Here is a 14,211-nt window from a genome sequence, read left to right as displayed (position 1 = left end):
AGAAAACGCTATTCGCTAGTTGGGAGGACCGGGTGGGCCGTACAGCATCTGGAAAAACCAGACGAGGAAACCGTAGCCGCCAACGATGGCGACCGACAGCAACGGAAAGAGACAGACGACAAGGAAAAGGAACAGCCGGGTTTCTTTGCGGCGTCCGGGTTTGCGTTCTTCAGCCAACGACATGGGGAATCTCCAGCCGAACCTGGATTGATACTAGACCACGAATTTTGTAGGGCCTTTCTGGTTGGGGAGATCCCGACCAGTGGTTACTTCGGACACTTTGCAGGGCTGATTTCCTCGATGATCGATCAAACACCCTGCGGACTGGCGCCTGCCCAAGGCCAGGCACCGATCCGTCTAGCGCTTACAACCAATACCGCAAACCAAGCATCAAGGACTGGGCGTTGTACTCCGTTTGCACATCGCCCTGGGGCAGGCCCTGGATGTTGCCGAAGTGCGCTTCGCTGGTCTTGAAGTAGCGATAATCCAGGGACATGGACCAATGCTCGCTGAGTTCGTAAGCGACCCCGGTGCCGAGTTGCCAGGCCGAGACGGTGTCGCGATGGGTGTCGCCGAACTCGACGCCGCCGGCTTCCAGGCCGGTGATGGTCAGCACGGCGTAGCCCAGGCCACCACCCACATAAGGGGTGAACCGGCTCAACGGGTCTGGCAGGTTCGTGACGTCATACCAGAGGTTGGCCATGAGGCTGGTGGCTTCCTCTTCGCCTTTGCCGTCGATACTGCCACCACCTTCGTAGACCCGATGATTGAACTGGGTCAGGGTGTTGCGACGGTAGCTCAGTTCCACTTCGGGTCTTAGCCCGACCGGGAACCGCCAGCCCAATGCCAGGCCGGTGGCGAAGCCGGAATGCAACGGTTGGTTGAATTCCATCTCGACGAAGTCAAGGTCGTTCTGGTTAAGGTCCTGCTCAGCGACCCAGTTCACGCCGCCCATGCCACTGACATAGGGACCGAGGGTGTCGGCGAAACTCGAGGCTGGGGCGATGACACCCAGGCCCATGACGCCCATGACGAGATAGTGGGTGTTTTTCTGTAGGTTCATGCTTGGTCCGAAATGTTGCTGTTATCGATAAGTAGGCGAAGCGTCTAATGCCAGTCAGCTAAGCGAAATAAAGCCGGGCAATCATCCTGTGGCAAGGGAGCTCGCTCCCGCTGGGCTGCGCAGCAGCACCAAAACAGGGCCGCTTCGCGACCCAGCGGGAGCAAGCTCCCTCGCCACGGTTTGTGTATCCCTGTGACATCCAATTAACGGATCGGAATTGGGCGAGGCGTCGCGGTTCTTTCGCGCACCGATGCGCCAATGGCCCGCTGTTCAGCCAGCCTGCACAGGTTGTCCAGGGCGGTGGTCATCGCCGTGGCCAGCGCTTTACGCAGCAGCCCGCGGTACAGGAAACTCAACGGCCCCGAGATCTTCGCGCTATGGATGACATGGGTTTCATCGGCAGAGAGCCTGCGCATCCGATGATCGAATTCGAGGTCGATCCAGAGCAGCCGGGCGCTGTTGCGATAACTTTCATACGGGCTCACGGCATCCAGTTTCAGGGGCATCGTCAAGCCATTCTTGAGGACACATCGGCCGCGGGTTCCCGCCTGGAACGGACCGTCGAGTTGACACTGGCGGACGTCGGTATCCCAGAGCGGCGCGTCGGGAAAATTGCTCCAGAGCTTCCAGATTTCGGAAGGGGGCGATTTGACTATGACTTGCACGTTGACATCGTTCACGGCGACACCTTGGTTGTGGGGGGCACGGTCATGCGGGGTGGGCAGATCCATTCAAGGCTCAGGCTGCCGGCGCCGATTGACTCAGCACCTGGGCGGTAATACTGGCTTGACCGATTTTTTCGCCCCGGTTGAACAGGTCGATATAGATGCGGTTGGTCTTGAAGGCCTGGAGCGCAGTATCGAAACCGGCTTGCGGCGCCAATGACAGCGGGCTGTTCCTGGGGATGGGCCGATCCAGGGTGAAACTCAAGGCCAGCAGGTTCATCGGGGTATTGAGCGGGATCCGCAGGTGGCTGTGGGCGATCTGCATGTAGCACTGGCGAGCCACTTCGAGGAAATACACCATCGAATAGTGCTGGGGATCGCCTGCCTGGAAGAAGTGCTCCGGCGGCAGTTTCACGGTGTCCACGCTCAGGCCCTGGGCGACGCTGCTCATGTCACTGACGATGACGTTTTGCGCCCTGGCCTTGTGCAGCAGGGCCTTGTCGCGGCAGGGCGTGGCGCTGAATTCGCCGGCTGGTGAGGTCTCGAACGCGGAGCTGTAGGCCATGGTGAGGACGCAGGTGCACATCACTTTCCCGGCCTGCATGACCTTGGCATTGAACACCTGGGAATCCTGGCCTTGTTCGACGTGCAGATCGACCGTGCCCTCCTTCTGTACGTAGTGCTGGAACTTGATCGTCAGGGTCTTGATGTAGGCGACCCGTCCGCTCAGCGGCGGCATGGCCAGTTCGAGCAGTTGCAGCACGCCTTCCAGTAGCAAGATGCCCGGGATGTGGTCCAGCGGATGATCGAAGAAGTACGGGTGCGCTTCATTCACCACCAGTTGGGCGTGCAGCGACTGAGGGTTGCGCTGGGCGTTGGCGATCACGCTATGTTCCGCGCTGCGCTGCCAGGGTGACGGGCGCTGGGCGGTATCGCCACGGTGCAGGGCGAACAGGCTTTCCATGGCGCGTACCCGAACCCGCAGCCCGGAGAGCAGGGTGCTGGTGAGCATGTCGCTGAGCTGCTGCACGTCGACGCCATCGTTCTGCGGCTCGCGAACCAGGCTGACAGGCGTGATGACCTGTTGAAGTTCCTGGGATGACGAATGGGCAAAGCGCAACATGAACGGATGCTTGATGGGCGAGCTGACCTCGGTCGTGGGCGGGCTCCATTGGCGAAGCTGCTCGGTAAACAGCCACATCACCGCCTTGCCGGCGTCGCGCACTTCGATCACTGTATGGGACGCGCCCCGTAACATCACTGCCAGCAGGGTTTCGATGCCACTGGCTTCAGCCAGGAAACCGGTGATCTCTTGCAGCGATCCGCTGGCAGGCGTCGTCACGGGCTGCAACTCGCAGACTTCAACGTTCGGATAGTCGCTCGGTGCTTTGCCCAGCCGTTGGCAAGCCTCTTCCAACGAGTCGGCAGCGTGGGCGAGGACCGCCGCGCGGATCACCAGCAAGGGTTTTTCAGTGGCCTGCGGTTGATAGCGACGCAGCGCAAGCAACCCCAGTCCTTCACCTTGCTGGATCGCGCTGTACCGAGCGCGCTCGACCTCGATTTCGCCGCTGAAAAAACGCCCGGCACCGAGCAGGAGCGTGGTGATGCCGTTGTCGAACCATTGCGGCGAGGCCAGCAAGGTTTGCCAGAACAGACCCGCGGTGCCGACCAGGGTCTGATGGAAACCCTTGAAGTCAAAAATCTGCGCCGGGTAGCCGGACAACATGTTCGGCAACATGGTCGCCACGTCAGTCACCTCGACGCCCGGCGCCGCGCCTTGCGTCCGGGAGTAGAAGTTGTGGGCGCTGCTATAGGCGTTGCTGAAGCGCTCGCCGCCCATGTTGCAGCACATCACCATCGCGGTGCCGGACGAACCGGCCACGCCGGGCAAGCGTCGCAGCAAGTGATTGACGCGATCGGTGATCAACAGCTTGAACGGATCGACATGGGCCAGCGGCTTGGGGCCCATGCCGAAACCGTCGATATCGATGACGTGGTCCTGGGCGAGAAATTTGCCCAGCAAAGGCTGACCGGGCGCCGGGGTGTAATCAACGAAGCGCCCATAAGGAAACATGACCGAGGGGGCGGCGGGTTGCTCGAGCTGCTGCTGGAATGCTTGCAACGAGCGATGGCTGCCCAGCGCTGCTTCAGCCTCGACAATGGCAAGGTCCAGCATCAGCACGCCGCAAGTGGTTGCGGGGGCTGCGGCGGGGTGGTCGTCGGGCCGGTATTCGTCCACCACCAGGTGCGCGTTGGCGCCACCAAAACCAAAGCTGGAAATGCCAATCCGGATTGCCGACGGACGCTCTTCCAAGGGCTGCACTTGCTGGGTGGCAAGTCGCAGGCAGGTGTCGTCGACCTTTGTGCTGGGACGGTAGCCAGGCTGCGGTGGAATGCCTTTGTGGCGCAGTATCATCAAGGCCTTGGCGAGCGAAGCGCCGCCGGCAGCGGCCAGGGGATGGCCGATGACCGACTTGATCGAACCGATGGTGATTTTCTCGCCGTCCGGGCGATGGGGGGCGAAGAAGCTGTTCAGCGAGGCCAGCTCCGTCGCATCCCCCAGCGGTGTACCGGTGCCGTGGGTCTCGATGTAGTCCACGTCCCTTGGATCGAGGCCGCGATAGGCACGTTGGTAAGCCGAATACTGGGCCTGTTTGCCGGGGGCGAATACCGAGCCCTCGGCGCCGTCGGCGGACATGCCCAAGGCGCGCAAGACGCCCAGGGGACGGCGCTGCGCCGTCAGGGCCAGGGCGACGGGTTCGACCAGAAACGCGACCGCACATTCGCCCGGCACGATGCCGTCGGCGTCCTGGCCGAAGGCTTCCATCCGCGCCCGGGCGGAAAACGCCGTCAACTGCGAGAACCCCAGGAACAGCGCCGGTGGCAGCACGGTGTTGAGGGCCATGACAATCGCGTTGTCCGCCTGGCCACTGTTGACCAGCGCCTGGGCCATGTCCAGGGCGTAGGGGAACGAACTGCAGGCCGTGTCCACCGATAACGCCGGCCCACCCAAGGCAAAGGCCGCAGCCAATGTCGCCACTTGTTCACCCGGTGTAAAGCCCGCCGATGCAGCGGTTTTTCCGGACAGGCCGGTGACGAAATAGCTCTCGTCACTCCAGGATGTCGCGACCACCAGCGCCGTGCGTTCGCCGCTCAGTGGCGAGCCTTGCGCGGCGAGTTGGCTCAACAGCGTCTGGAGCACTTTCTGGCCGATGGCGACCTGCCGTCCTTCGTGGCGGGAGGGGATCGAGGCGTCGTCGGTCAGGCAAAACGCGCTGTCCAGGTAGGTACGATCCTTCTCGCCGGCCTTGGTTGAATAGATCGACGCCTTGTCCACCTCCCAGCGTGTCGGCATCGATTCGATCGGTGCGATCTGCCCTTGGGCGAGCAACTGCCAGAGCGCCTCCGTTGACGGTGCCCCCGGAAACTCGCCCGCCATTGCGCTGAAGCAAAAATCGCCCGCTGTTGTTGCTGCGCCACTCATACCCTGTCTCCTGATCGCCAAAATGCTGGGTGACCTGTTTGTCACCCGGATTCCATTCCTATTGCTGCTGGGGTTAGCTCAGCCTGGCCAGCAGGGCCAAGGCATCCTGGGGCGTGCGACGGGACATCAGCGCTTCGCCGGCAAACTCGCTGGCCGAGCACCGTTGTGCCATGGATTGGCAGAGCGCTTCCCGGGCGAAGCCGTTGAGACCCAGTTGGGCGAAAGGCGTCTGGATATCGATCGACTGCGCGGCGTCGGGGATCAACGGCGACAGGGCGTTGAGCAGCAGGTTTTCTTCCTGTTCTTGGGGGGCTGTCGCGGCAGGTGAGGGCGCCGCTTGCGGCTGGGAATCGGCCAGGGCGGCTTGAATCAGCGCAATGGTTGCCTGCGGGAACTTGGCATTGGCCAGCTCGGAGCTGTGAGCCTTGAGCTGTGGCCACAGGGCGACGACTGATTCGAGGAAATCCAACTGCACCAGCGAATCCAGGCCCAGGCTTTCATAGCTGTGTGTTGGGTCGATCTGCTCAACCGTAAAGCCGGTGATCGCCGCCAGTTGATCCAATACCCACTCCTGGACATCCACCGCCGATGCCTGCGGATCGGCTTCCAGCCGTGCCAGCAGGGCGGTTGGGGTAGAGGCATCGAATAGCTGCGAGGTGAGGTCTTTCTTTTCCGGGAAGTGCTGGGCCAGGGATTCGAATATGTCCACCAGCCCCAGCGAGTCGATCCCCAGGCTTTCGAAACTTTGATCGAAGTCGATCTGTTGTGCCTGGAACCCGGTGACTGTGCTGATTTCGCCGCGCAACCATTGCCCGTAGCTGAGTGCGGCAGCCTGTTCGACGGTTTCGGTGGCAGGCACCGGGGCCAGGATTGTCGGGCTCGAGTGAACGGGCTCCAGCACAGCGACATTCTGGCTGACGGAGGTTTCGATCCCATGGGCATAAACACCCTCGAGAACTTGTTGATGAGCATTGAAATAGTGGGCAGTGACGGATTCGGCCTGTTCCAACACGCGCAGCAATATCGCTTCCTTGGCGATATTGGATTCGCACAATGAATCAATGATTTTTTCGGACAGAGAGAAATAGCTATGGGCTATTTTCCCATTGGACACAATGAATTCCTGCACCACATCGTTAAGTTGCACGCGCATAAGGTTCTCCTAACCAAGTCGGTCGATATTTCTATACAAAAGAAAGATCAAAAATCATGGCCCAGGACTGGGCCTTGTTTGTATCAGTGAAGTAAATCGGCCGTAGCCATGGAGCGACTTAAAGTTGGAGTTCCACTGCGTCGGTCTCGCAAGATATTGTTTTGCTGGCGCCCTTGAGCAACCCGGACCTTACGTTCAGATAAGTAACGAGTGTCATTGCATCCGCGCCCTGGAAAGCGATGTAGCCATCCGGACGAATCAGCATCAACGTGCCTTCCTTGGCCTGGTAGCGCTTGTGCAGCCGCCAATCGGGGTCCAGCAGTGTCGAGTGCCAGGCCGGCAAGCCGGCGCTGCTCAGGGCGTCGATCACGCAATAGGCCTTGATGCCTGGGTAGTCCTTTTCCACCGACTCGGCTAACGCGTAATAGCCCGGCAATAAAGGCGAAAACTGATCGGCCGCGCTGAAAATCAGCAGCGTGAACGTTCCATGGAACAGGTCGATCAAGCGTTTTGTGGGCATCCCTTGCAGTTGCCACAACTCGACATCGGGCGCCAGTTGTCCAGCGCGAGGCGCTGCGGTTTGGAACTGGGTTTTTTTCCCCTTTTTGTTCCAGTTGTTGCGCTGCTTTTTTGTCAGCGATTCTTGGATGTAATCACTTTTCTCGTAGTGATATTGATGACCGGAAATCATCGATGGCAGTTTGCGCTGGACCTTTTTCCGGTTGCTCAACAGCGGCAGGACATTGTCACGCAGCCAAACGAGGGCGCGCCGCCGGACGGTAATCAGCCCCGTCAGGCGGTGTGCGGTGTTTTCAACTTCCAAAGCAACCGGATAACGCTCTTCGTTGTAGCTGTCGAGCAAGGACGGATCCGCCAAGCCTTGATCGACATAAGCCATTTTCCAGGCCAGGTTATAGGCCTCGGAAACCCCCAGGTTCATCCACTGGCCACCGATGGGGCTGCCGATGTGCGCCGAGTCCCCCAGCAGGAACACCGAGCCTTGTTGCATCGATTGCACGCGGCGATGCTGGAACGAGGCGATGGTGGTCGATGAGATATTGGACAGCGTCATCTTTTGCCCACGTCCTTCGCACAGGCGCTGGAAGTTCTCCAGGCTCAAGGACGGGCGCTCACCTTCAGGTGGCAGGTTGTAGGGCATTTCGATGAATAGTCGATAACGGGACTGGGCGCTGATCGGCGCAACGGCCACGTAACCGTCCTGGGCACCCAGGAAGAACGCGCCTTCGTCCTTGCTTCCGGACCACTCGATATCGGCGTCGGCGAGCATGAAGAAGCGATCGTAGGACGAACCTTCGAAGGTCATGTCCAGGCGTTTTCTGATGTTGCTGCGAGCCCCGTCACAGGCGGCCACCCAACGACTGGTGAAGGTTTCGTCGGTGCCGTCGGCATGCTTGAGCGTCATGCGCACCGAGCTCGGCAGGTTTTCGATGTCCACCAGTTCGGTGTTCCACTCCACCTCTGCGCCCAGTTCCTTCAGCCGCTCCAGGAGAATCTTCTCGGTTTGCGGCTGTGGCAGGCTCAAGAGCAGGGGATAGGTCGCGTCCAGGTAGGAGAAGTTGTAGTTCAGCACCCGCTTGGCATTCGACTGCACGGAGAATTGGTTGATCGTGAAACCGTCGCTGATGGCTTGTTCGGCAACACCCAGGTCTCGGAAGATTTCCAGGGTGCGGGAATGGATCGCCATCGCCTTGGTCGCGGTCGAGGGGCCGGCGTTTTTTTCAATGATGCGAAACGCCACGCCCCATTTTTTCAGCATGATCGCCAGGGACAGGCCAATAGGGCCGGCGCCGACGATCATGACGGTGGGGGCGCTGCCGGGGCGCTTGAAATGCTTGGGGGCCAACGTGCTCAGCGTGTTCATCGATCAGTACCAGTTTCTGTAGAAGGGGGAGTTGGCAATGCCGAGCAGGGCATCGTCGCCTGATGAGTCGCCGTAGGCATAAATGTAAAAATCATCCAGGTTGTTCAGGCAGCCCTTGAGCCGCGTGACTTTCTCTCGCTCTACACAGTTGGTACCGGCTATCCCGCCAGTCAGTTTGTTCTTTGCCGTGGCCAGGCGCGTGCCGCACACATAGTCAAACCCTGCGGCCTGGCCCCAGGGGATCAGGTAGTTTTCCGGCGAGTTGCTGACCAGCGCGGTGATGTGCCCCATGGATTGATGCCATTGCAGCCGTCGCAACGCCTCGGGCCTGAGCCAGAGTGGCAGCTGTTCGCTGATGAAGTATTTGGCGTGCTCGCGTTCTTGCTCCACCGACAGGCCGCCCAGGTAACAGGCGATGAAGGCCAGGCGCGCTTGCATCAGCGGTGTGATGCCAAGGATCACGCTGAGCATCTTGGGCAGCAGGGGAATGATCCTGAGCCAGAACGAACGGGTGCCCACGATATAGCGCATGTAGCGCCAGAACGTGTGCCGGTCGGTCAATGTGCCGTCGAAGTCGAAAACGGCCAGGACCGGTTGGGTGCTGTTAGTGTGCATGCGCCTCTTCCTTGAGCGAGATGATCTCGATGGTCTTGGGCAGCTTGAAGCCCGATAGGTAGCGCGAAAGCAGGGTGCTCAGCGCGTTCTGGGTCAGCTCGCCGGTTCCTTCGACGCACAGGTGCAGCACGTTGACGTCCTTGTGGTCCGGGACGATATAGGCCCTGGCGCGCACCACGTCGGGGTGCTTGAGGGCGATGGATTCGATTTCCACCAGGTCGACCATCTGCGCCTTGATCTTCGAGATGCGCAGGCGTTGGCAAAAGAAAAACACATGCCCATCGTCGTCCCGCCAGACCAGGTCACCACTGTGGAACCAGCCATCGCGGAAGAACCGGGCATTGGTGTCCTCGGCATCGTGGTAGCCGTCGATCACCATCGCGCCGCGGATCAGCAATTCGCCGATGCGCCCGGGTGCCACGTCCTGGCCTTCGGCATCGACAACGCGCAGTTCCACGCCGCTGATCGGCTGGCCCATGGCGCCGCGGTGGACCGGGCCAATCGAGCTCTGGACGATCACCGGCATGCTTTCGGTCAAGCCGTAGCCCTGCAGTACCGGGTTGCAGCCCAGCAGCGTGCCCAGTTTCTCGGCTTCATCGGCCGGCAGGTGGCTGCCGCCCGAGTAGATCATCAGTTGCGGGTGCAACGGCAACCGCGCGCCTTTGCGTTTGGCCAGTCGTGTATTGAAGTAGCGAATGACGTCAGGCACCAGGCAGGCGAAGGTGACCTGATGCTCGGACAGGACTTCTGCCAGGTCCCGGTTGAGCAGGGTGTTGGTCATGAGCAGGGTGGCGCCCACGCTCAAGGGAAACACCATCATCACGGACAGGCCGAAGATGGCATACAGCGGCAGCGTCACCAGATGCACGGAGCCGACGCCTTGCAGGTGAAAGTGTTCGTGCAGCCCATCGCTCGATTGCGTCAGGTCGAGATAGCGGTGTGAAACAGCCAAGGGCCTGCCGAGGCCTCGATAGGTGAACTGCACCGAGACGATCGGATTGCCTTCGGGCAACAGCAAGGGTTCGAGCTGTTGAGGCAGTTGAGAGGCGGCCGTTGCATTGGCGGGCAGGGGCGATGACGGTTCGCTCCCACCGTCCAGCACCAGGGCGTGCTTGACGCCGTTGTCCGGCTGGAATACCTCGCGGTGTTGCACCCATAGCGCTTCGGTCGTGACCACCAGGGTCGGCCTGGCGAGGCTGACCACACTGTTCATTTCAAAAGGGGTCAACTTGTAGTTGAGGATGACCGGAATGGCACCCCGCCCGATAATCGCCAGGTAGTAAGCGATGAACGCCACCCCGTTGGGCAGCACCAGCGCTACTTTATCGCCTGGCAATACCCCGAGCGCCGTCAGGGCACCGTTGCAGGCTTCGGCCTTGATGCGCAGCTCGCGATAAGTGACGGTATCCTCTTCCGTGTCCAGGTGCCGGATAGCAACTTGCTCGGGGAACGATTCCGAAAAACCGACAAAACGATGCAGAAAACCTTCTTTATATGAAAGGCTTTTCATTTACCAACCTCTTTCAATCCTTGGATATAGAACGCGTCAAAAAAATTACTACAGAGGCAGGCTTTATATGAATTGTCTCAATCAAGCATCTGTGTAGTTGTTGTTTCGATACCAGTCCAGGGTATCGGTCAGGGTTTCAGCGACGGGGCGGAACTGGCATTCCAACTCCCTTGAACTTTTTTTGTGGCTGAAATGCGTACGGCCTTGTTCCTGCGCCATGAGCTTGACTGTGGAAGTACTGATGAGTACCGGTTTCTTGGTAATCCGGTAATAACCTTCATAGATAAGCGCGATGATTCGTAGCATGAGCAAGGGCACTTTTCGTTCCGGGGCTTTTACGCCGCTGACGCTGGCCAGCGCCTGGAAAATGCTCTTCATATCCATGTGATTGCCGGCGGCGAGGTAACGCTCTCCGGACCTGCCACGGGTGATGGCTGCGATTTGATGTTCGGCCACATCCCGGGCATCGACGACGGAAAAGCTACCGGGGAGTACGCCGGGCAGTTTTTGTCCGACAAAGTCGAGCAGGAACTGTCCTGAGGAAGTGGGGCCGATATCCCCCGGGCCGAACATCCACCCTGGCAATACCATGGCAATGAACATGTCCGGGTGCTGCGCCAGGAATTGTTGGACCTTTTGTTCGGACAATATTTTGCTCAAGTAGTAATCGTCAGCCTCCTGTTCACTGCGAGACATGGTTTCATCGATCACTTGATCTTTATTGCCCTTCAACACGGCAATGGAAGAGGTGTGGACGGCGCGACGGATACCGGCGGCATAGGCGGCTTGCAACAGTCGCTCGGTGCCGGTCACATTCGTGTCATACAGTTTCTGCCAGTGTTTCCCGCCTTTGTAACTGTCGCGGAAATAGGCCGCCGTATGAAACAAGGCGTCGCACCCTTGCAAGGCATGACTGAAGGCATCGACATTGAGCATGTCGCCTTCGATCCATTCGACGGGCAGGCCGCCGAACTGTTTCTTGGCTTTCTCTGCGGAACGAACCAGTGCTTTTACTTTGATGTTTCGTTTTAACAGCGCACGAACGACATTATTCCCGAGCAGGCCAGTAGCGCCTGTAACGAAGGCATATTCCATTAAAATACCGCTCCTGTGAGATGACCTGCCATTGCATCGAGATCCGTGTCACGGACGCGATGCCAGGGGCAGGCGTTGGGCTTCACCAACGGCGCAATTAAAAACCATTCGGTATTTGAGAATCAAGCGGTATTTAGTATTGATCTCGAATTGATGGCTCTGAACGGGGGCTCACGCAGGTTTTTCCACGCTGCCGCGGGTTGTGGAGTACCGGGAAATGCTGCTTTGAGGAAGCCCGGAACGGTTCCATCCAGCTCGCCAGGCAATGGACCTTGACGGTTTGGGCTCACCTGTCCCTGGGCGAAAAAGGTGACTGCATAATCCATCTCGCATCTTGCCAGGCTGTTCCGGTTACATGGCACATACATGGCACTTGATGAAAGTTAAAATGTAAATCATTGAGCGAGGCGCGTATAAGATATGATGGCGAAAATGGATTCCATACAGTGAGTAGCCGCTTCGTCGCATTTAGATAGGTGCATATTTTGACTGGCCAAAGGAGCCGAGGGCGTGATCAAAAAGAGACTAGGTCGAGAAGAGAGCCAGCAACTAACAAGAGACAAATTATTCGACACCGCCACTGAGCTGATGATCCGCAAAGGCTTTCATGCCGCCAGCGTCAACGTCATTGCCGAGGAGGCCGGCTTTTCCAAAGGCGCCTTCTTTTCCAATTTCGCCAGTAAATCGGACTTGCTCCTGCAACTGACTCAACGCTTCAAGCGCGTTGAAATCGACCGATTGAGTACGACCCTGACGTCGGGGTACTCGTCGGAGCAGTTGAGCCATGGCTTGAATGCCTATATCGACACCCTGAAGAACAATACCCGCTGTGCGATCCTCGATGCCGAGTTGCAACTGATCGCCCTGCGTGACGAAGAGTTCTCACAGCATTACTACGACTTGCATGAGGAAAACAGCGAGGCCTTGGGCAAGTTGATTACGATCATATTCAACCATGCAGGCAAGAAGCCGCCGCTGGAACATGCCGCGCTTGCGAAGACCTTCACTGCCTTGGCCGAAGGCTTGATATTACAAGGGCATGAAGATCCGGCGATTGAAATAAAGCTGGTGTTGAACTCGCTCATCCAGACCGCGGAACCTCTGTAGTTTTCCGCCATCATTGCTGACTGGTCAGCGACTGGCGTCCCGCATTTGATTCAGCGCTGCCAGGATCAACGGCCCCATGAATCGATGTTGACTATGCAACCGTCATCGCGAGCAAGCTCGCTCCCACGATGGTCCAGTGCTGAATACAAAATTCATGAACACCCCGATCCCCTGTGGGAGCGAGCTTGCTCGCGATAGCGGTGGTTCAGCTGGCAGCGATGCGGGGTCAGGACCGAGCCTGGTTGCTCAACTACCCGGATAGGGTTTGAAGACCCCACTGAGAACGAAGGCATAGCGTTCCGGGCGGATGGAAAACGTCGTGTGGTCGCAACAGCGGCCGTCGGTGAAACAGGACGTGCGCTCCATGACCAGTAGCGCGGCATCGGGGTGTGCCAGGTTGATCCCGTCAGCTTGGTTTAGGGGCGCTTCGCACCCCAGCGGGAGCAAGCTCTGGTCACGGTTTGCCGAACAGCACTTTTCGGAAAAGATGGACGACACCTTGACCACCGGCCGGGCTGCGCACCCGGCCGGTGTCGCTGTCAGAGCTGCACCCGACGAAGCCTGCCGCTTAACGGCACCACGCGTTCATCGGGCGTGGGCAAGGGGCGTCCGACCAGGCCCATGCCTTCGCTGACCAGTACCGCATCGGGTAACAGGCACAGGTTGGACGGGGTATCCAGGCCGCGGGCGAGCACCGTGACCTGGGCTGTTTGCATGTCGCAGCCCAAGAGTCGCCCGCTGAACCGGGTAAAGCCGCCATGCAGTGGTTCGCCGTGCCAGTCGGAGAGCAGGGGTTGTTGCAGGTGCTCGCACAGTTCCAGCACCAGCAACTGGCCGTTGGGACGCAGCGCCAGCCCGGTGGGCAGTTGCAGGCCGCGAATCAGGATGTCGATCTCGGCGCTGGCGGGCCAGACCCGAATCACCTGGCCTGCCTTTTCGGCAAAGTCGATGCCCTTGCGGCTCGGGTCGCCGTGCAGTTCCCCCGAGAACAGACTGATCAGCACCGCGTCTGTCGCCGGTTCGTACACCAGCGTCACGGGAACGGCTTCCTGGCCTTGATCCAGCTCGGGCAGTTGGGCCAACACGTGCTCTTCCTGGCCCGTGGCGAACTCCACCAACTGATTGGTATCGGGCTTGACGGCCAGCCAACTGCGGCGGGTCGGGTGGTAGCACAGCGCATTCAGGTTGCCGCGGCTATGGAAGACCGGCTCGGGCGGTGTGAATTGCAGGTCCAACAGTTTGGAGCCCGCGACGTAATCGGTCTGGCTGACCAGGCAGCGTCCGTCACCCCAGGCGATGTCCGACACCCCCATGATTTCATCGCGCAGCATGCGCGCCTGCATGTTCATGGCGCGAAACCCTTGCGCCAGAGTTTCGCGGGGCAGGTAGGCACCGGGCCGCTGCGGATCCGGTCGCAATCGACTGATACGGCCGCTGAAGGGCTGGTCGGGCAGCCCCGAGCCTGCTTCGGTCAGCAGCAGGCTGCCATCGGCTTGCAGGCAGAGGCCGCGAGGGTTTAGCAGGTCCTCGGCGATGAGGGTGCTGGGGCGCAGGTTTTCCCCAGGGTGTGCGGGGATCTGAAGGGGAGCGGGCATAGGTTCTCTCCGTGAACAAAATCCGTGAGCAAAAAGGGGCGC

At 59.5% G+C, this 14,211-nt stretch carries 11 protein-coding genes and 1 pseudogene; 1 reads left to right on the top strand and 11 read right to left on the bottom strand.

From position 1 onward, the window contains the following. Positions 1 to 15: 15 nt before the first annotated feature. From napE to PSH84_RS21500, 9 genes are all read right to left on the bottom strand, one after another. Positions 16 to 183 (bottom strand): periplasmic nitrate reductase, NapE protein, encoded by a 168-nt coding sequence (gene napE / locus PSH84_RS21540; protein ID WP_305467436.1) that lies wholly within the window; start codon positions 181 to 183, stop codon positions 16 to 18. Between the two features lie 181 nt (positions 184 to 364). After that, positions 365 to 1,063 (bottom strand): outer membrane protein, encoded by a 699-nt coding sequence (locus tag PSH84_RS21535; RefSeq protein WP_305467435.1) that lies wholly within the window; start codon positions 1,061 to 1,063, stop codon positions 365 to 367. Positions 1,064 to 1,266: 203 nt separating this feature from the next. Further along, positions 1,267 to 1,794, bottom strand: a complete 528-nt coding sequence (locus PSH84_RS21530; protein WP_305467433.1) for an SRPBCC family protein — start codon at positions 1,792 to 1,794, stop codon at positions 1,267 to 1,269. A 7-nt stretch (positions 1,795 to 1,801) separates the two neighbouring features. Then, positions 1,802 to 5,212, bottom strand: a complete 3,411-nt coding sequence (locus tag PSH84_RS21525) for a polyketide synthase family protein (protein WP_305481774.1) — start codon at positions 5,210 to 5,212, stop codon at positions 1,802 to 1,804. A gap of 73 nt (positions 5,213 to 5,285) precedes the next feature. Continuing rightward, positions 5,286 to 6,365 carry an acyl carrier protein gene (locus PSH84_RS21520; RefSeq protein WP_305467429.1) on the bottom strand — a complete coding sequence of 360 codons (1,080 nt, stop codon included), beginning with the start codon at positions 6,363 to 6,365 and terminating at the stop codon, positions 5,286 to 5,288. Between the two features lie 118 nt (positions 6,366 to 6,483). Continuing rightward, a complete protein-coding gene (locus PSH84_RS21515; protein ID WP_305481773.1) occupies positions 6,484 to 8,247 on the bottom strand; it encodes an FAD-dependent monooxygenase in 1,764 nt (587 codons plus the stop codon). 3 nt (positions 8,248 to 8,250) lie between these two features. Further along, positions 8,251 to 8,862, bottom strand: coding sequence for an HAD-IB family hydrolase (locus tag PSH84_RS21510; RefSeq protein ID WP_122565806.1), 612 nt, complete (start codon positions 8,860 to 8,862; stop codon positions 8,251 to 8,253). After that, entirely contained in the window at positions 8,852 to 10,372 is a 1,521-nt protein-coding gene (locus PSH84_RS21505; RefSeq protein ID WP_122565805.1) for a class I adenylate-forming enzyme family protein, read from the bottom strand. The genes PSH84_RS21510 and PSH84_RS21505 overlap by 11 nt, the downstream gene beginning before the upstream one ends. 81 nt (positions 10,373 to 10,453) lie before the next feature. Further along, positions 10,454 to 11,467 carry an SDR family oxidoreductase gene (locus PSH84_RS21500; RefSeq protein ID WP_305481772.1) on the bottom strand — a complete coding sequence of 338 codons (1,014 nt, stop codon included), beginning with the start codon at positions 11,465 to 11,467 and terminating at the stop codon, positions 10,454 to 10,456. Positions 11,468 to 11,977: 510 nt separating this feature from the next. Here PSH84_RS21500 and PSH84_RS21495 point away from each other — a divergent pair. Then, on the top strand, positions 11,978 to 12,574 hold the full coding sequence (locus PSH84_RS21495) for a TetR/AcrR family transcriptional regulator (RefSeq protein WP_305467424.1): 597 nt from the start codon (positions 11,978 to 11,980) through the stop codon (positions 12,572 to 12,574). Between the two features lie 246 nt (positions 12,575 to 12,820). On the opposite strand, the pseudogene PSH84_RS21490 reads toward PSH84_RS21495, so the two are convergent. Together PSH84_RS21490 and PSH84_RS21485 are read right to left on the bottom strand one after the other, a co-directional pair. Beyond that, a pseudogene (locus PSH84_RS21490) lies at positions 12,821 to 12,955 on the bottom strand (GntR family transcriptional regulator); the annotation flags it as partial. A gap of 158 nt (positions 12,956 to 13,113) precedes the next feature. Continuing rightward, complete coding sequence (locus PSH84_RS21485) at positions 13,114 to 14,169, bottom strand: hypothetical protein (RefSeq protein WP_305481771.1); 1,056 nt, start codon at positions 14,167 to 14,169, stop codon at positions 13,114 to 13,116. Positions 14,170 to 14,211 lie beyond the last annotated feature (42 nt).

The sequence above is a fragment of the Pseudomonas beijingensis genome (assembly GCF_030687295.1).
GTDB classification, from domain to species: domain Bacteria; phylum Pseudomonadota; class Gammaproteobacteria; order Pseudomonadales; family Pseudomonadaceae; genus Aquipseudomonas; species Aquipseudomonas beijingensis.
This window is presented reverse-complemented; position numbering and strand designations above follow the sequence as displayed.